14 protein-coding genes and 6 pseudogenes are annotated in these 15,977 nt (G+C 68.7%); 7 read left to right on the top strand and 13 right to left on the bottom strand.

The window, feature by feature from the left end; genetic code table 11:
• The 5 genes and pseudogenes from BU52_RS35465 to BU52_RS32205 all read left to right on the top strand — a co-directional run.
• Window positions 1–302, top strand: a 302-nt coding sequence (locus BU52_RS35465; RefSeq protein ID WP_157847946.1) for a hypothetical protein, incomplete at its 5' end; no start/stop codon positions are given.
• Between the two features lie 83 nt (window positions 303–385).
• Window positions 386–633: pseudogene (locus BU52_RS32215) on the top strand (transposase); the annotation flags it as partial.
• 174 nt (window positions 634–807) lie between these two features.
• A complete protein-coding gene (locus BU52_RS32210) occupies window positions 808–1,395 on the top strand; it encodes a peptidase inhibitor family I36 protein (RefSeq protein WP_157847945.1) in 588 nt (195 codons plus the stop codon).
• A gap of 229 nt (window positions 1,396–1,624) precedes the next feature.
• Complete coding sequence (locus BU52_RS35460; RefSeq protein WP_157847944.1) at window positions 1,625–1,765, top strand: hypothetical protein; 141 nt, start codon at window positions 1,625–1,627, stop codon at window positions 1,763–1,765.
• 589 nt (window positions 1,766–2,354) lie between these two features.
• A pseudogene (locus BU52_RS32205) lies at window positions 2,355–3,430 on the top strand (IS256 family transposase); the annotation flags it as partial.
• Window positions 3,431–3,499: 69 nt separating this feature from the next.
• Here BU52_RS32205 and BU52_RS32200 read toward each other — a convergent pair.
• From BU52_RS32200 to BU52_RS37300, 5 genes and pseudogenes are all read right to left on the bottom strand, one after another.
• Window positions 3,500–4,378, bottom strand: coding sequence for a GNAT family N-acetyltransferase (locus BU52_RS32200; protein WP_037941298.1), 879 nt, complete (start codon window positions 4,376–4,378; stop codon window positions 3,500–3,502).
• A 187-nt stretch (window positions 4,379–4,565) separates the two neighbouring features.
• Window positions 4,566–4,931, bottom strand: a pseudogene (locus BU52_RS37305) (transposase); the annotation flags it as partial.
• A gap of 16 nt (window positions 4,932–4,947) precedes the next feature.
• Window positions 4,948–5,685 carry a dienelactone hydrolase family protein gene (locus tag BU52_RS32195; protein WP_037941303.1) on the bottom strand — a complete coding sequence of 246 codons (738 nt, stop codon included), beginning with the start codon at window positions 5,683–5,685 and terminating at the stop codon, window positions 4,948–4,950.
• A gap of 497 nt (window positions 5,686–6,182) precedes the next feature.
• Window positions 6,183–6,311, bottom strand: coding sequence for an alpha/beta fold hydrolase (locus BU52_RS36915; protein WP_268747636.1), 129 nt, complete (start codon window positions 6,309–6,311; stop codon window positions 6,183–6,185).
• A gap of 588 nt (window positions 6,312–6,899) precedes the next feature.
• Window positions 6,900–7,053: pseudogene (locus BU52_RS37300) on the bottom strand (IS701 family transposase); the annotation flags it as partial.
• A gap of 91 nt (window positions 7,054–7,144) precedes the next feature.
• On the opposite strand from BU52_RS37300, the gene BU52_RS32190 reads away from it, so the two are divergent.
• Complete coding sequence (locus tag BU52_RS32190) at window positions 7,145–7,549, top strand: mRNA interferase PemK (protein WP_037941295.1); 405 nt, start codon at window positions 7,145–7,147, stop codon at window positions 7,547–7,549.
• Between the two features lie 112 nt (window positions 7,550–7,661).
• Here the strand turns inward: BU52_RS32190 and BU52_RS32185 are convergent, their stop codons facing one another.
• The 6 genes and pseudogenes from BU52_RS32185 to BU52_RS32165 form a co-directional block, all read right to left on the bottom strand.
• A complete protein-coding gene (locus tag BU52_RS32185; protein WP_037941292.1) occupies window positions 7,662–8,129 on the bottom strand; it encodes a hypothetical protein in 468 nt (155 codons plus the stop codon).
• 225 nt (window positions 8,130–8,354) lie between these two features.
• Window positions 8,355–8,750 (bottom strand): hypothetical protein, encoded by a 396-nt coding sequence (locus BU52_RS34455; RefSeq protein ID WP_235216480.1) that lies wholly within the window; start codon window positions 8,748–8,750, stop codon window positions 8,355–8,357.
• Between the two features lie 141 nt (window positions 8,751–8,891).
• Window positions 8,892–9,165 (bottom strand): annotated as a pseudogene (locus BU52_RS32180) (DUF1330 domain-containing protein).
• A complete protein-coding gene (locus tag BU52_RS32175; RefSeq protein WP_327151533.1) occupies window positions 9,166–10,566 on the bottom strand; it encodes an MFS transporter in 1,401 nt (466 codons plus the stop codon).
• Between the two features lie 50 nt (window positions 10,567–10,616).
• Complete coding sequence (locus tag BU52_RS32170) at window positions 10,617–11,009, bottom strand: MarR family winged helix-turn-helix transcriptional regulator (protein ID WP_037941288.1); 393 nt, start codon at window positions 11,007–11,009, stop codon at window positions 10,617–10,619.
• Window positions 11,010–11,726: 717 nt separating this feature from the next.
• Window positions 11,727–12,251 (bottom strand): hypothetical protein, encoded by a 525-nt coding sequence (locus BU52_RS32165; protein WP_037941286.1) that lies wholly within the window; start codon window positions 12,249–12,251, stop codon window positions 11,727–11,729.
• A gap of 367 nt (window positions 12,252–12,618) precedes the next feature.
• Here BU52_RS32165 and tpg point away from each other — a divergent pair.
• Window positions 12,619–12,926: pseudogene (gene tpg / locus BU52_RS34450) on the top strand (telomere-protecting terminal protein Tpg); the annotation flags it as partial.
• 370 nt (window positions 12,927–13,296) lie between these two features.
• Here tpg and BU52_RS32155 read toward each other — a convergent pair.
• Together BU52_RS32155 and BU52_RS32150 are read right to left on the bottom strand one after the other, a co-directional pair.
• Window positions 13,297–13,914 (bottom strand): allene oxide cyclase barrel-like domain-containing protein, encoded by a 618-nt coding sequence (locus BU52_RS32155; protein ID WP_037941284.1) that lies wholly within the window; start codon window positions 13,912–13,914, stop codon window positions 13,297–13,299.
• A 1,837-nt stretch (window positions 13,915–15,751) separates the two neighbouring features.
• Window positions 15,752–15,977, bottom strand: a 226-nt coding sequence (locus BU52_RS32150) for a lasso peptide biosynthesis B2 protein (RefSeq protein WP_037941282.1), incomplete at its 5' end; no start/stop codon positions are given.

The following is a 15,977-nucleotide window of genomic DNA, read 5'->3' as shown; positions in this document are numbered from 1 at the left end:
TGGCGTGGATTTCCTGGGGCAGGGCAGTCGGCCTGCGGGAAGTCATCCCGGCCGCAGGCATCAATTCGCCCGCCGGCGCGGTGACACTGAGTCTCGCCAGCACAGTTGGCGTCCTGCTTGCCGTGTTGGTGGCGTTGGTGATGTGGACCACGGGAAACAGCAACCCGCGATGGAGGGAAGTGATGAAAGCCCTCTTCAAGCCCGTTGAGCCCGCACGGGTGGGCCGCGACAACATCGATGGCTCCGGTCCCTCTGTCGAAGAACCGCAGTCCAATCCTTTCCACTACGAACCTCAGGCATGACGTCCCTTGGGGCAGCCGACTCGCACGGCTGCCCCCATTTGGACGTCTGGATGTTCGGTAACCCTCGTAGCCCATGGTTCCCGGATAACGCTCACGACTACGATCACCTGCGGAGATGGCTGCGCGAGCGTCGCATCCGCCACCGCATCGCCCGCAAGGGTATCGAGCCTCCATGCGGCTCGGCCGACACCGGTGGGTCGTCGAGAGAACGGTCTCCTGGCTGGCCGGATGCCGAAGGCTGCACCGCCGCTACGAGCGAACGGCCGAGCACTTCCTAGCCTTCGTCGGCATCGCCGCAGCCCTCATCAACTACCGCCGAATCACCAACTGAAACGACGTCTGAGCCCTCTTCTGCCGCCCATGGCACAGAGGGGCCAGCAGGGATCGGTGAAGGCATTCACCAGCACCTGTGCGACAGCAGCGACGGCCCAGGCGATTGGCGCATGTGCCGGGTGGGCATGATGTTGATCGATTCATGCCAAAGTGGCAGGTGATAGGAGGACACATGGGAAGAAGCGTTGTGCGGCGATGTATGACGGCTCTCGCGGTCGGACTGCTTGCATTGGTGTCGTTCGCTTCGACTCCGGCGGTGGCCGGTCCCGAGAACCGCAACAACGGTGCTCCGGCGCTGCTGGAGCGGCAGGCACGATCGGCGAACGAGCTCCAAGAGCAAATCGATCTGCATCTGAAGCTGTACCCTGGTGGGAAGCAAACGGCCGCCAACGAAATCACCTACGACCACGGCAAGTTCGTCGCGACCTACGCCAAACCCGGTGAGGTGCAGGCGCTTGGCGTACCCGACTGTCCGAGTGGCTGGTTCTGTTTCTACGAGTACACCGGCTTCGGGTACCCCCGGGGCAGACTCAGCGACACGGACTGGCAGGACCTGGCCACCTACGGCTGGCACGACCGCACGGACTCCGTACACAACAACACCAGCACTGCCGTCGACTTCGAGAACCACACCACCGGCGGTCACGCGAATGACATGTACCTGTTCTGTGTGAGCTCGTACAGCAACGACTCCGACGTGTCCCCGGAACGGAACATGGCGGATCACGTCTACCGGTACTACACGGAACGGTACTGCTAACACCCGAAGCCTCCGTGTGGGCCCTGCACTCCTGAAGCTACCGCGGAGTGACAATTAGCTCTTCGTAAGCACGTACCACAGAGGCCCGCTGCCGCTCCCGGCCGCGGGCCTCATCCATGCTCTGCCTTGCGGCGGACGAACAGTGCAGGCCGCTGTTGCTCAGCAGCAGCGTCGTCGGCATGGTCGTGATGGAGCCCGCACCGACCGGGCCACACCACAGAGAGAGCACATGCGCGACAGCCGCCGTGCCCGCCGTCTGCTCAACCTCACCGCTGCCCTCCTCGTCGGGGCCGCCACCGGGGCAGGGAAGTTCCTCGGGGGTGCCGCAGCCACCGCTGCCCTGTCCTTCCTGCTCAGCCTCCTGAGCTGACCCTGGAACCGGACCGAAGGTGCCAGTAAGAACGCTGTCACCAGCCGCAAACGAGGGGAGTGTCACCATCCATGACGGCCTCGACCTGGAACGGTCGACGGGTGCTGAGGCGTCGTGCCGGGTGTGAGCGCCTGCGCGCCCCCACAGGGCAGGTAGGCGTGCCGGGCTCACGCGTCGCCCGCCGACAGGTCGGCCTCGACGTTATAGGGCAGGCGGAGGTAGGAGCACAGCACGTCGATGCAGGTCTGCCGATCCTTGGATGGTGATCTTCCTGGGCTGGGCGGCTGGCAGCTGCCAGACCTGCCGTAACTGGACGCCCCGCGGCGGTTACAGAGGCCGCTGCCGTCGGTGCCGGCACGAGGGCAAGGTCAATCGCGACGGGCTGTGCCGGCTCTGCACGCTGGAGATCCGCATGGTCCCCGATCATGAGTGGGCCGACGCGGTGGCCAGGCGGACGCTAGGCCCCGTCCGGGACCTGCAGCTGCCGCTGCTGCTGGAGGGTGTCCGGCTGCCCGTGGTCCTTGCGCGCCACCATGACCGGCCGGAGGGTGCGCGAGCGACTGCGGACCGAGCGCTAGGCAGGCCCGAGCTGGTGGGCCGGGCCCAGGCCGAGGGCCTGCAGCTGACCGGCGAGGGCGGACTGCTCCAACAGCTGACCAAGCGGCTGCTGGAGTCCGCCCTGGAAGGCGAGATCACCGACCACCTCGGCTACGACAAGCACGATCCGGCGGGCAAGAACGGCGGCAACTCCCGCAACGGCAAACGCTCCAAGACCGTGCTGACCGACGTCGGCCCGGTGGAGACAACCGTTCCCCGCGACCGCGACGGCTCCTTCGAACCGAAGATCGTCAAGAAGCGGCGGAAGCGCCTGACCGACGTCGACGAGATGGTCATCTCGCTGCCCGCCAAGGGCCTGACCACCGGGCGAGGTCCAGGCCCACCTGGCCGAGGTCTAGGGGCCGACGTCTCCCGCCAGACCATCTCCACCATCACTGACAAGGTCCTCGAGGGCATGGCCGAATGGCAGAGCCGGCCCCTCGACCCGGTCTGTCCGGTCGTCTTCATCGACGCCATCCACGTGAAGATCCGCGACGGTGCGGTCGCCAACCGGCCCGTCTATGTCGCCCTGCCCGTCACCATCGAGGGCCGGCGGGAGTTCCTAGGGCTGTGGGCCGGCGACGGCGGCGAGGGCGCCAAGCACTGGCTGCACATCCTCACCGAGATCAAGAACCGCGGCGTGAACGACGTCCTCATGCTGGTCTGCGACGGGCTCAAGGGCCTGCCCGAGGCTGTGGAGACGGTCTGGCCCCGCGCCATCGTGCAGACCTGCGTGGTCCACCTCCTGCCGAACTCCTTCCGCTATGCCGCCCGCCAGGACTGGGACAAGATCGCCCGCCTCCTCGAGCCCGTCTACACGGCGCCGACCGAGGAAGCCGCCCTGGAGCGGTTCGCCGAGTTCGCCGGCGCATGGGGACGGAAGTATCCGGCGATCGTGAGCTGTGGGAGAACGCTGGGGAGGAGTTCACCCCGTTCCTGCGGTTCGACACCGAGATTCGCCGGATCGTCTGCACCACCAACGCGATCGAGTCCGTGAACGCCCGCATCCGGCGGGCGGTCAAGGCCCGCGGCCGCTTCCCCAACGAGCAGGCCGCCCTGAAGTGCGTCTGAGCCGTGTATCGAAAGCGCGGACCGGCCGGGCTGGGTGATGCCCCGGCCCGGCCCGTCCGCTCTCTGCTAGAGGTCGAGCTGATACTGGTGTGTCGTGTGCGTGGGTGTGTAGCCGAGACCGTCGTTGATCTGTCTCATGTGCGTGTTGCTGTCGGCGGTGTCGGTCAGGAGGCCACCGAGGTCCGGAAAGTCCCTGCGGGCCTGTCGGATCGACTCGGCTTTCATCCACCGGCCGAGGCCGTGTCCACGGTGCTCGGGCAGCACACCAGTGCCGTAGTGCTGGCCGTCACCTGCGCCGCTGCCGGGGATGACGAGTTCGGTGAACCCGGCGATCGAGCCGTTGGAGGTGTCGACGGCGACGACGGTGTGCAGGTGGTCGCCGCGCTGTTCGACGGCCTTCGCCGCGGCCCGCACACGGTCCACGTCCCAGGTCACGATGGCGTAGTCGGTGTCATCCATGGGCATGTCGTCCATGGCGCGGCGTGAGGCGGCGAACGTCTGGGCGAGGTCGTCGGGGACGGTTCCCTGCCATGACATCAGCCGGTAGCCGGAATGCGGACGCTCGATGATCTTGGTGAGGGCGGCGGTGTCCACGCCGGCCAGCGGCAAGCGGGTGTACCTCAGGGCAAGGATCTTCCGGAAACCGCGCGCTGCCAGGAAGTGGTCGCCGGGCGATCCGGCTTCTGCCTGCGCGACGACGCAGCGTCGGGCGTTGTCTCGGGCGGTGGCCACGGCGCTGTCGAGGAGCCGGGAGCCGACGCCCTTGCGGCGCTCCGCGGGATGAACACGGAGGTCGAGCTCCGCCAGGTGCTCTTGTCCGCCATCGAACAGGCGCAGAAAGGCCGTCCCGGCAGGAACGGAATCCGCGTCCGATGCCAGCCAGGCAAGACGTCGGCCGTGCGGCCCGTGAGCGGGGTCGGTCAGTGGAGTGATGCGAAGGGACAAGGTGTCTCCGTCGTGTGGAGGTGGCAAAGGTCAGTACGCGAGCTCAACTCCTGGGCACTCCTGCGCATGTGCTCCACACCTCCTCGTCGACGGCGCCGGCCTGCACCGATGCAGGCGGCTGGGTGAATCTAGCTGGCCGATCGGCTCCTGGGCAACGGGTTGACGAAAAGGCCGTGGGCGTGTGTGGTCACAGCCACTCGTTGATGGCCGAGACGAGGACGGTCGCCTCGTAGCGGACTGCGAGCTTGTCGTATCTCGTGGCGACAGCGGTTTCTCTTGAGTCGGTTGATCCCGCACTCGACCGCATGGCGCTCGCGGTAGTCAACCGGGTCAAAGCGCGGCGGCCGGCTGCCGCGAGAGCCGGCTTCTGACGGGTGCGCGCCTGGTCGGCCTTGCCCGGGATGGTGCAGCGGATCCCACGTCGGCGCAGATATGCGCGGTTGCTGCGGGAGGCGTACGCCTTGTCAGCCCGAATCCGATCGGGACGAACGCGTGGCCGGCCCTGCCCGATGCGGGGCACGCGGACCTTCTCCAGCACTGGTTCGAACTGCGGCGGGTTTTTGCCTGGGTCATGCCCCCAGATTTTCCGCCAGGGGCAGGCACTCGGTGAGCAGGTCGACGACGTCGCGCCAGGCTCGCTGCGCGTGCTGTGGGTGGTAGCCGACGCCGGGGACCACGGGGTGGTCGACCGGCGGGTGGTGGAAGGCGTGCAAGGCTCCTCCGTAGACCGCAAGGCGCCAGTCGACGCCCGCGGCCTGCATCTCAGCGGTGAACGCGTTCCGTTGCGCGGGCGGCATGATCGGGTCTTCCGACCCGACCCCGGCCCACACCGGGCAGCGAATGCGCGCCGCTTCGCCCGGTCGGCCCGTGGTTGTTGCGTTGACTGTGCCGATCGCGCGCAGGTTGGCGCCGTCGCGCCCGAGTTCCAGCGCGATTGCGCCCCCGGTTCCGTAGCCGACGGCGGCGATTCGGTCCGGGTCGGTCCGGGGCTCGGTACGCAACACGTCGAGCGCCGCGTGGCCGATGCCTCGCATCCGGTCGGGGTCGGCGAGCAGTGGCATGCAACGGGCCAGCATCTCCTCGGGGTCACCCAAATAGCGCCCGCCATGAAGGTCGAAGGCCAGCGCTACATATCCCAGCTCGGCGAGAGCATCGGCCCGGCGGCGCTCGACGTCGCTGAGCCCCATGCCCTCGGGGCCGAGCAGCACCGCGGGCCGACGGTCGACACCGGCCGGGAGCGCAAGGTACCCGATCATCGTCAAACCGTCGGCCGGGTACTCGACCGTACGCGTCGTCATCTTCGTCATGAGACTGGACTGTAGTGATCGTCGAGCCCGGTCAGGCCGGTGTTCTGCCGCTGGCAGATCAGGCGATATGTCGGTCACACCCCGAGCCCGGTTCGGCGGGTTGACCACGAACCCGCGGCCGGCCTCGCGCTGGGCCGGGATCGCCGTGGCGTTGTCGAGCGGCTGGCAACGGTTGAGGAACTGGCGGTGGACCTCCGGCTTGGTGCTGACCCGCAGGGTGTAGCCCTGGCCGCGTCTCACAGTGGTGCCCGGTTCGAGCGCGGCGCGCTCGGCGGGCTCCGGTTCGGCCGGGTGGAGGAAGGCCACGACCTTGCCCAGCACGTTGAGGAGGACCGGCGATTCGGGCGCCGGGGCGTCCTGGCCGGCGGTTCCTCATGGTGCACGCGCACTTGCACACCGACACATTGAGACCGTGGCCAGGGCTCCCCCATTCCACCACCACGGCGTCCAGGTCAGTTGAGTGGTGGACGACGCTGATGCGTGCCATGGGAGCCGTGTCAGCCCAGGAATGCCGTCAGGTGTTCGTTCAACTGCTGCGGCGCGGTGAGGGGCAGCGAGTGGTGGGTGGCTCCGGGCAGTACCACGACCTTGCTCTGCGGTAGCTTCCGGCGGGCTCGGCGAGCCACACCATGACCGTCAGCGCCTACATCCCGGCCGCCGTCCTCGACCTCTTCGCGCTGCACATCGGCGCCCGCCTTCCGTGTTGGCCCCGAGCCGCCGCCGCAGGCTACGGCCTGCCCGCCGCGGGGGAGCGGGGACAGCAGCGAACGCGGCCGCGCAACACGGCAGTGACTACGTGTCGGTGACACAGTGGCGGGAGCGCCGGCGGCGTACGAGGGGAGTGTGCCGGCGGAGGCGATCACGGGGCCGTCAGGAAGAGCTCCCGGCGGTGAGGGTTCAACGTGGCGCCGTCCGGGGCGGAGCCCGAAACGCTGATCGAGGCTAGACGCAGCGCCCGACTGCTGGTGGCCGGTGCCGGGGGACGCTGCGGATTCACCGGCCTGCTGCTCGGCTCGGTCAGCCAGGGGACGGCATGCGGATCACGTGCTTCGCGACCAACATGCCCGACCGGCCGATCGCCGAGCTCGAGCACCGTCACCGGTTGTATGCCCGGGCCGAAGACCGGATCCGCGCCGGGTTCTCGATCCTGCTGGCGGTGCCGGTGTACTGGCGTTGGACGCCAACCGTGTGCGTGCCCTTCTTCAGGTCGCCGTGTTCCTGCGTGGCAGGTCCGAGAGCAGTCCAAGGACCAAGTCCTGCACCCGGCGCCGGGGTTCGACCCGCGCGAAGCGGCCCGCGATCCGCTGCATCAGGCCCCTCGAATGACTCCTGCCATCGGGCACGGTCTACGCTGTGACCTGCGGCCACCGCATGATCTTCAGTCTTCACGCACCGATGATCAACGGTGGCCGCACCGGTTTTCACAGCGCCCTCACCGCAGATCGTGTCAGGAGGACATATGCAGCACGGCGAAGTCTGGTGGGTCGAGTTCGATGAGCGACGGCCGGTCGTGCTGCTGCAGGGAGACGAGGCGTCCGGGCTCCGGGCGATGCAGGTCGTCGCTCCGGCGGGCGTCGACATCAGCGGTCTGGGCATCGAAGTGGCTGTGGGCGCCATGGAAGGACTGCCTTTTGAAGGCGTGCTGCGGTTCGCGTTCCCGCGTCCGGGCTTCACCCCTTGCACGTGGCTGACCATCGTGTCCCGGGACGACCTGGTCGAGCGGGCAGGCGTGCTGTCCTCCGTGAAGCTCAGAGAGATTGAGGACACCCTCCGTGTTGCTGGACAGCCGCAGGAGTGGACCGCGACGGCAGCCGCGAAGCTGAGCGAGATGAAGGATGCCCTCCGCCTCGGTGGACTGGAGTAAGCGGGCAAGGGACAGGCGCCGCCGATGGTGTGGGCGATCTCGTCCAGATGATCAACGCTGGCCATCTCCGCGACGTCCCGCACCAGCAAGACCACGATCTACGGCTGGAGTATCAGGGCCGTTGAATGCCGCGAACCGAATCCAAAATATCCATCCCTTGCCGGGCCTTAAGTCCGTAGACCACCGAGGCGGCGGTAATCCCGATGGCTCCGATCAAGGACGTAGTTGCCGTGTCTGGTAGGTCGAGGAATGCTACAAGGACACCGAAACCACCGAGTAGCACCGCAACTGCGACCATTCTGATGTGCTCGCGCTTGACGTGCTCGACCGGCGGAACATGGTCCACCTCTGAGGCTGGCAACAGTTGCCCGATTCTGCCCTCACTGTGAGCGTTGGCGACTTTCGTCAACGTCTCCGCTAGATCCGGCAGTGCGGCACGGACATCAACATCAATCGCCGCCTCCTTCTCCTGAAGGGCAGCAACCACCTTCAGATGGTGCTTGCGAAGTCTCCTTCTGCGGCTTGAACGGCGGCGCACGGACACGCTCACGTCGCCGATATGCAAGATCTCGTCGTACACGATGCTCAGTGCTGAGGCGAGAGTGGCAAGGGCGTCCTGCTGTGCCGGGCTCCCGGGTGCGCGACTATAAGCCAGCACGGCAAGGCGGATTGCGCGGGCGATCTCCGCCGCAAGGCGATACTTGTTTCCTGGGGTGCCCCCAAAGGGGGTTGCCGCGTCGGTTGCGGCGCTCCTTGTCCGTTATGCACCCGTCGCCGCGGTGATGGGCAACTTCTGTCGCGAGTCTCAGCGGGAGAGCCGAGCGGCTCCCGATCCGTTGGCAACGATCTCTCGGATGGGGTGAAGTGCGTGATCAGCAGTCGCCGGTGACAGGCGTGCGGTGAATCGGCCATCGGGTAGCTTCCGCAGCCGGCTCCGGTCGACCAGTCGGATCAGCTTTCCGCGTAGCGGTTCCAGCTTGGGCCGGGTGTTGACGCCCACGCTCAGCATCTCGCCGACCTGCCGAGCCGTGACCGGTCCAGCGGCCTGTCGCACAGCGGTGAGAATGCGCTGGTCGTCCGGCGGGAGCGCGTTCTCCTGCACATCGGAGGTGCGGTGCGGGATCAGCATGAACGCCCGCCCACCCACCTGCGTGGGCACCGACGAGGCCGAGACACGCGCATCAGCGATCTGTTCGCTCACCCGCTCAAGAACCCGTTCGGCGACAGCAAGGTCGTCTCGCTCTGCCCGCGCCTCCGCCGGCTGCTTGGCCAGCTGCTCTTCGAGCTACTTCGGGTGGGCGGAGGTTCGGTGAGCTTGTCTGAAAGTCTGACTGGATCTGGGTCAGTTGATGCCGTCGGTGATGCGGAGGTCGCGTTCGGCGCCGTCGGAGAGGGTGGTCAGGGCCTTTTGGTGGGCCGCGTTTTCACGCGCCGCGGCGGTCTGTTCGAGGCTGTCGGACTCGATCAGGACGGTGCGCTGGGCGATTCCGGTGTCGTGCGCCACGACCCGACCGCCATGGGCGAGGACCGGGTCGTCGGCCTGGACGGCTGGAGGCGGCCAGCTTGTTGTAGGCGGCCAGTTTCTCGGGGTCTGAGATGGTGCGGTAGACGCTGATTCAGTAGCCCTTGGGCATGGGACTTCCCGTGTGGGGATGAGTGTGTCCGACGTTCGGGTTGGTCCTGGACGGGCGTCGGTGGGCGAGGGCGAGGCTTGTCAGCGTCGCGATCGCCATGATGCCGATGCCGATGAGTGCTGCGGTGGTGTAGGCGCCGTCGTCGGGGGCGAGGTGGCCGGGGCCGGTGCCCGTGGCGAGGATCAGGCCGCCGATGGCGCTTCCCAGGGAGTATCCGACGCTGCGGACGACGTAGTTGAAGCTCATGGCACTCGACGTCTCGCTTTTGGGTGTGACGGCCAGGATGACGCCGGGCATCGCGGCCGCGAAGCCGCCGGCGCCGAAGCCGAGCACGCCCATCGCCGCGAACAGTTCGGCCAGGCCCGACCGGGCCGCCGCGAACAGGGCGAATCCGCCGCCGACCATGACGGCGCTGCCGGCCAGGAGCAGGGGGTCGGTGATCCGCGTCCGGGCCCGCGGCGTGAGCTTGCCGGCGGCGAACCCCAGCACGGAGAACGGGATGAGGACCAGTCCGGCGACGAAGGTCGTCAGTCCGAAGCCGTAGCCGGCGCCGTGCGGCGTCTGCGCGTACCGGGTGATGAGCGTGAGCAGGAGGTAGGTGCCGATCCCGCCGACGAGCATGGCGAGGTTCGCCCCGGCGACCGCCGGGTGCCGCATCGCCCGCACATCGACCAGGGGTGTCGTGCTGCGCAGCTCGAGGACGGCCCAGACACAGAGCAGCATCACCGCGACGAGGGCGAGGGCCGCCGCCACGGCGAGGTGCCGGCTCCACAGATTCCGTTCGCCGGCGAGGAACAGCACCAGGAGCAGCGCAGCGGCCAGGACGACCGCGCCTGCCACGTCCACGTGGGCGGAGCGGCCTTCGGGGGCCTCGGGCATGGAGCGCCACGCGGTCAGGAGGGCGGCGGCGGTGACGACCAGGCCGAGGCCGTAGGCGGCCCGTACCCCGCCGAGCTCGGCGAGCAGTGCGGCCAGTGGGTAGCCGACGCCGGCCCCGATGATCGAGACCACCGAGATCAGGGCGATCACGGCTGCGCTGCGCTCCTCGGGGAGGTGGTCCCGGGCCACGCCCATCATCAGTGCCGTCAGTCCGAGCCCGACGCCCTGGGCCGCCCTGCCGGCCAGCAGCCACGCGAACGGCAGCGGCAGCACGGTGAGTGCGCTGCCGACGACGACGACCGTCAGCGTGGCGAGGATCGTGGTCCGCCGGTGCGGGCCGGCTCCGAGCCGGCCCAGGACCGGCGTGGCGACGGCGCCGCTGAGCAGCGCGACGGTCAGCGTCCACTGCGCGCTGCCGAGCGAGACGTGGAACGAGGTCGCCACGCTGGTGATGAGCGGCGTCCCGAGACTGGCGACCGCCGCCACGACCAGGGCGATGAACATCAGGGCGGGGACCAGCAGCCGCGTCTCGGAACGCGCCACCGGGAACGCCTTCACCGCGACCCCGCCGACCGGCTGCCCGGTCTCTGCTTCAGCCCTTCGCGGTCCTGGCTTTCGAGTTCTGCCAGATGCTTCAGCGCCGGAAGGGCCGCCACCAGCGTCTCGACCTCGTCGCCGGTGAGCTCGCCGATCAACCGCTCGAACGCGTGGACGCCCGCCTGGCGCCGCGTCCGGACATAGGAGGCTCCGGCCTCGGTCAGGCCCACCAGCGTGACCCGCTTGTCGGACGGGTCGCCCCGCCGCTCGACCAGGCCGGACTCCTCCATCACCCGGACCAGGGCGGTCATCGCGGGCTGGGTGACGCCCTCGACCGCGGCAAGATCGGTGATGCGCCGCGGGCCGGTCCGGTCCAGGGTGGCCAGGGTGGCGGCGGACGTCAGGCTCATGTCCCGGGGCAGGCGTCTCGCGGCTCTGGTGGCCAGGCCGTAGAGGGCTGACCCGATGGCGGCGGACGCGCCAGGATCGACGTCTTGACGACTCATGCTCGAAGCATAGCAACTTTATATTTACAGCTTATGTAAATTGGCCGACTGGTGCCGGCTCTACGGCCTGTGCTCGGGGGCGAGGGCAGGCCACTCGGTGGAGTCCTTCGGGTGGAGCTCACTGAGTGAAGGAGCGTGTCGGTGGGTGCACGGTGCGGTGCGGGACATCGGGTGCGGCGCTCCGGACGCGCGGGAGCGCTTGTGTTTGAGGGACCGCTTCCAGGCGTTCGGGTTCCTCCGCAGGCACGCAGTCCGCGCACTCGACGAGCGCCAGGTGTGGGTCTCATCGGCCGGGCGGAGCAGTCGTGGCGGTTGCCGCTGGGCTGGGCTGGTGTTGTTGGTGGGGCGGGGTCCCTGGGGTCGTGCCTGGCGAGGACTTGTGCGCGGCCTGCCGGGGCTGGCTGTCCTGCCGGTTCTGTTCCGGCTTCAGCCGGCCGTGCCTGTTTCGGTGATGGCGGTCGCTGTACCACTTGTGTCAGTGTGATTGGTCGGTGCCTGCTGGGGCGGGTGATGCATGAGGGGCCGTTGTTCGCTCACCGCACCGGCCGGGTGCCGGGTCCGGGTAGTCGGAAGGCTGTGGAGTGTGGGGACTTGTCCGCTGTCCTTGCTTTTCCTGGCTGCTCATTCCTGGTGCAGGGTCTGGTGTATCCGGTGGAGGCGGTCCAGGGAGCGGCGGCGTATCCACAGGATCCAGGAACACAGCGCGAGTGTGCCGAGGGCGAAGAGAAGGGGGAACGTCATGGATCCGCTGGCGGCTCCCAGGACGAGCATGCCGACCGCGGCGAGGCCCATGGCGCCGAGCCAGTACGGCAGCCATTTGCCCGCTCGTTCCGTCTGACCGAGCTGCTCGGCGACCAGCTGTCGCATGGCCGTCTGCTCCTCGGGGTCGCGCGGCACCTCATGGTGGCGGATCTTTTGGTTCAGATCGGCGAGTCCGGCCGCGTCGGTGCCGACGGCTCGGGCGGTCCGGCGGCGCTGGAGGGCCAGGACCGCGACGGCGACCCCGGTGTAGAGAGCGCTCTGGAACACCCAGACAGCCGGGTGTTCGTCCCTGCGGATCAGGGCCGTGATGCCCAGTCCCAGCAGGAAGACAACAATCGCTTGCGCGGTCGGGCTGCGGTCGAGTAAGCGCTTGAGTGAGAGCACAGCGCAGACCTCCTCGATGGGGGTGGGACAGCGTCGTCGCATCCCGGATACCCCGTGTCCTCCCGCTCATCGAGGCCGTGCACAGCCGCGCTCACCGGCGGGGGCTGAGCACGCGCCCGAGCGAGTCGGCCGGTTTCCTGGGGCCGACCGTGCGGCTCTCGGCGATGTGTGCGCAATCGGTATGTCAAAGACGTGCTCTCTGTACGGTGCGAGGAGGTAGGGCGTTGGTCATGTGGTGTGTGATGTCCGAGTTGTTCGAGGCGGTCGACGTGCTGGTGGCATCCGGTGTTCCGCTGCCGTCGGCGCAGGAGCGCAAGCGGCGCGTACCGCGCGCGTGCTGACGCTTGAGGAGGTGGCCGCCGCGCGGGTTGTCGACGCCTGTGCCCGCTTCGGCTGCACGGCGCCGATCGGGTCGAGGGACGGATTCCCGCATCCGGCACCTGACCGTCGCCCTGTCCCCGCGGTACGCGCCCTCGCCTCTTCGACGCCCAGCAGGCCGGCTCCGGTGACCGGCAAGTCCTGCAGATCGCCGCCGAAGCGCTCAAGGACGTGTACTTCCCAGACAGCGGGCGCCGCGCCGGGAGCCTGGAGGAGATCCGCTTCGCCGGCATCGAGCACCTGCAGTTCGAGCTGCAGGCGTCCCCCATAAGGCGTCGGTACGACTCGGCGCGCTGAGCCGGAGCCCTGTGGTCGTCACATCCGCATGCTTGGTGCCACGGAAGGATGAGCGGGGGTCGGGGAGGGAGACGGGCGGAGTGCTGGTGGCGGCCTCGGCTTTTGTTGTTCCCTGTCCGTCGCTGTGGATGGAGTCTTTGATCATCAGCAGGGCGGGGTCGTAGCACTGAGGTGGTGTGCCGCGGCATCATCTGGGAGGGCGTCGGTTCGGATCCGATCGCTCCGCCCCTGCCGAACGCTGCCCGCCGGCCCGGATGGTTGGCGGGTGACGGGTGTCGCGTCGATTCGGTGACGACTGCCGTGCGATGTCAGTGTTTCGGCCGTGGGTCAGCGTCCGTCAGTGGCGACCTTCGGGTTTTGGTTCACGCGTCTACTTGCCGGGGCGGGACGGAGGCGCGGGCGTCGGCTCCTTGGCCGGACTGCGGCCGTCCTCGGGCCGGTGAGGCCGCACGTCGGAGAGTTGGTACGTGAGTTGCCAGGTTGCCGGCGTCAACACCCGCTGTCTCAGCTGGCCATGAGCTGTACCGAACTCTCCGGTGCCTCCGGTGATCGCGTTGACGACCGGTGCCGGTACGGGAATTCCGGTTTGTTCGCCCTGAACGGTGATCTGGCCTTCCGGCAGTACCGCGGTCGACGCGCACTGTCCGGCGTTGCGTTCGAGGTCGGTGATGACACAGAACCCGCTGATGCGCCCGACGACGCGTTCTTCGGCTCCCTCGGACGATGTCAGGTCTCCGCTGAAGACGAACTGGTCGCCGACACTGCGGCCTGCCGCCCCGAGATCGAGCTCTTCGCCGACGTGCAGCCGAGCTTGGACGTGGATGGTGCGGCTTCTCGCCGAGGAGCCGTCGTCAGGGCGGGGTGTCGCAGCCGGAGCTGTCTCGGAGGGGACTACGCCGGCCGACGCGGGGTCGATGAGGATGGTCCCGGCAGAACAGCTGAGGACCGCAACGGCGAGGAATATGAAGGGTCGGCCGGTGAAGCCCATGGTCGCCTCCGTGTGTGTGGGAATGGACAGGGCCGGTGCCGCCCGGCTTCGTGCGAAGTCGACGCAGCCGGACTGTGGCGGGGTCGGCGGGTTGACGGGGGAGGGGCACCCGGGCGGTTCCCGGGGGTCGTGGGCGAGAACGCACGGGAAGCTTCGCGGCATCACCGGGAATCCTTGTCACGCTCATCCTGGTGGTGGCGCATCTCGTCCGGGTTCATTCATGACGGGCCCTCCGTCTGGACGTTAACGGCGGCCGTGGTGATGTGCTCAGCAGAAGGACGGCAAGGGGGCCATTAGGGTGCATTTTCCTCGGTGAAGGGGAGAGGTCTTGCGTGTGGCGGGTCCGTCAGGGCCCGCGGAACGCCGCCCTCGCCCGAGACCGGTGAGACCTCACCGGCTCGTCTCCGTCCTGCCCGGTGGAGCAGTTCCTCGTGTGCGTCACGAGGGACGGGTGACCTCCCAGGCCGCCTCGATCATCCGTCGTTGCCCGGGCCGCTGCGCGGGGAGGTCCGCTACGGCCTGCAGCAGGTGGACCCGTGGCTGCGTATCTTCGAACCCCCGCGAGGTCGCCGCATGGTGGGGACCTGGCGGGTACGGTCACGACCGTCAGCGGCATGTCCGACGACCAGATGTGCCAGCTTTGCAGCGTTTCGGTCCTGTGGATGCTCGGCCGCGTGCGTGCCGCCGTCGGGGCGGCCTGCAGGCGGTACACCGGCACCGCACCAGCACACGACGTCCTGGACCTGCGCGCGCTGGGCCGGCGTTCCCGCACCTCGTCAGACATTCGCTGTCCCCGGACCGTCGGTCTGCGCGGCATCACGCGACGATGGCTGTGCGACCTGTGGCGCACCTGGACCATCCGGCAGCGGCCCGACGCGGGCCGGTTCGCCCGCATCCTGCGCGGCGTCGAGCTTGCTTCGCGGGCTCTCGCACAGCGTCCGGGAGCGGACGGTTCCGCACGGCTGCGCTACGACGCCGTCACGTCACCGCCGAGATGGACGCGTTCCGTCCCGCACCCAGGCTGGATGGTGAGCCGGCCGGCTGGGGGCCACCGCATGTCCTTCGCCGGCCACTTCTTCGCCCTGGTCGATTACGGCCGCCGTTGCGGAGCCGCGGACGACCTCTCGGCCGTCTTCGTCCGTGATCCCGCCGCCCACCGCCCCCCGGGTGGAAGCCGGCGAGGACGACATCGGCGAGGCGGTTGCCGAACCCGGTGATCCGACAACTCGACATCTGTCCTCACCTTCTCGGCCAGGGCCGGGCCCGCGCGGCCAACGCATCCACGCAGAGGAGCAGTTGCGGTGCCGAACTCTGTGCGTCCTGCTCACAGACACCGGACGGCGGCCCCTGGAGGTTCTCCCTGTGCCCCGTGACTGCCTGCAGACCAGACCTGTGACGACCGGATGCCGCTGGTCTGGCACCACCACAAGGCGCGCCTCCACGGGGGCTTGTGGCTGTCACCGTCCGCCCGGACCTGGCCCGAGGCGGACCAGGACCCCACCGGCTGGTTGCCGCCCGATGCCGGCCTGCACCGCCGGTACGTTGCCTGACGGCCGGCGAAGCCGAAGTGGTGGCCCTGTGTGACGTGGCGGCCGCTTGCGCCGGCTGGGCCGTGACCTGCGATCATGCCGCGAAGCCAGTCGGGTGGCCGGCGCCCGAACCGTCGGCCACGTCCTTGGGCTGCTTGCCGAGCCGTCGATTGCCTGCCCGGGTCCCCGGGTGCTTGGCTCCGGCCCCGCCGCACCCGGCGGGCAGGACGAGCGGCGTGGTCACGGCGAGCCGGTATGCATCGTGGGACGCAGGAAGATCATCACAGGCCATGGCGACGCGCTGTCGCTCAGTCCACCGTGATGAACCGCTGGAAGTAGTCGGCGGGCGCGTCTTCGCCGACCAGGACGCCGTCCGCCTCCACCCAGGCGTGCGCGGCGAACGGCGGCTGGGTGCGGACGCCGACACACCAGGTCGGCCACTGGCCGCGCAGCCGGCACAGCAGCACGGTGGCCAGGGAACGCGGCAGGCAACCCTGCTGGCCGCCGGCGGCCAGGCTGACGGCGAGGACGGTC

The sequence above is a fragment of the Streptomyces toyocaensis genome, assembly GCF_000725125.1.
Lineage (GTDB): Bacteria > Actinomycetota > Actinomycetes > Streptomycetales > Streptomycetaceae > Streptomyces > Streptomyces toyocaensis.
This window is presented reverse-complemented; position numbering and strand designations above follow the sequence as displayed.

Excerpts from the sequence above, each read along its gene's own strand:
- BU52_RS32210 (WP_157847945.1), top strand. The coding sequence starts at position 808 with ATGGGAAGAAGCGTTGTGCGGCGATGTATGACGGCTCTCGCGGTCGGA.
- BU52_RS35460 (WP_157847944.1), top strand. The coding sequence starts at position 1,625 with ATGCGCGACAGCCGCCGTGCCCGCCGTCTGCTCAACCTCACCGCTGCC.
- BU52_RS32195 (WP_037941303.1), bottom strand. The coding sequence starts at position 5,685 with ATGACGAAGATGACGACGCGTACGGTCGAGTACCCGGCCGACGGTTTG.
- BU52_RS32190 (WP_037941295.1), top strand. The coding sequence starts at position 7,145 with ATGCAGCACGGCGAAGTCTGGTGGGTCGAGTTCGATGAGCGACGGCCG.
- BU52_RS32175 (WP_327151533.1), bottom strand. The coding sequence starts at position 10,566 with ATGTTCATCGCCCTGGTCGTGGCGGCGGTCGCCAGTCTCGGGACGCCG.
- BU52_RS32170 (WP_037941288.1), bottom strand. The coding sequence starts at position 11,009 with ATGAGCCTGACGTCCGCCGCCACCCTGGCCACCCTGGACCGGACCGGC.
- BU52_RS32155 (WP_037941284.1), bottom strand. The coding sequence starts at position 13,914 with ATGGGCTTCACCGGCCGACCCTTCATATTCCTCGCCGTTGCGGTCCTC.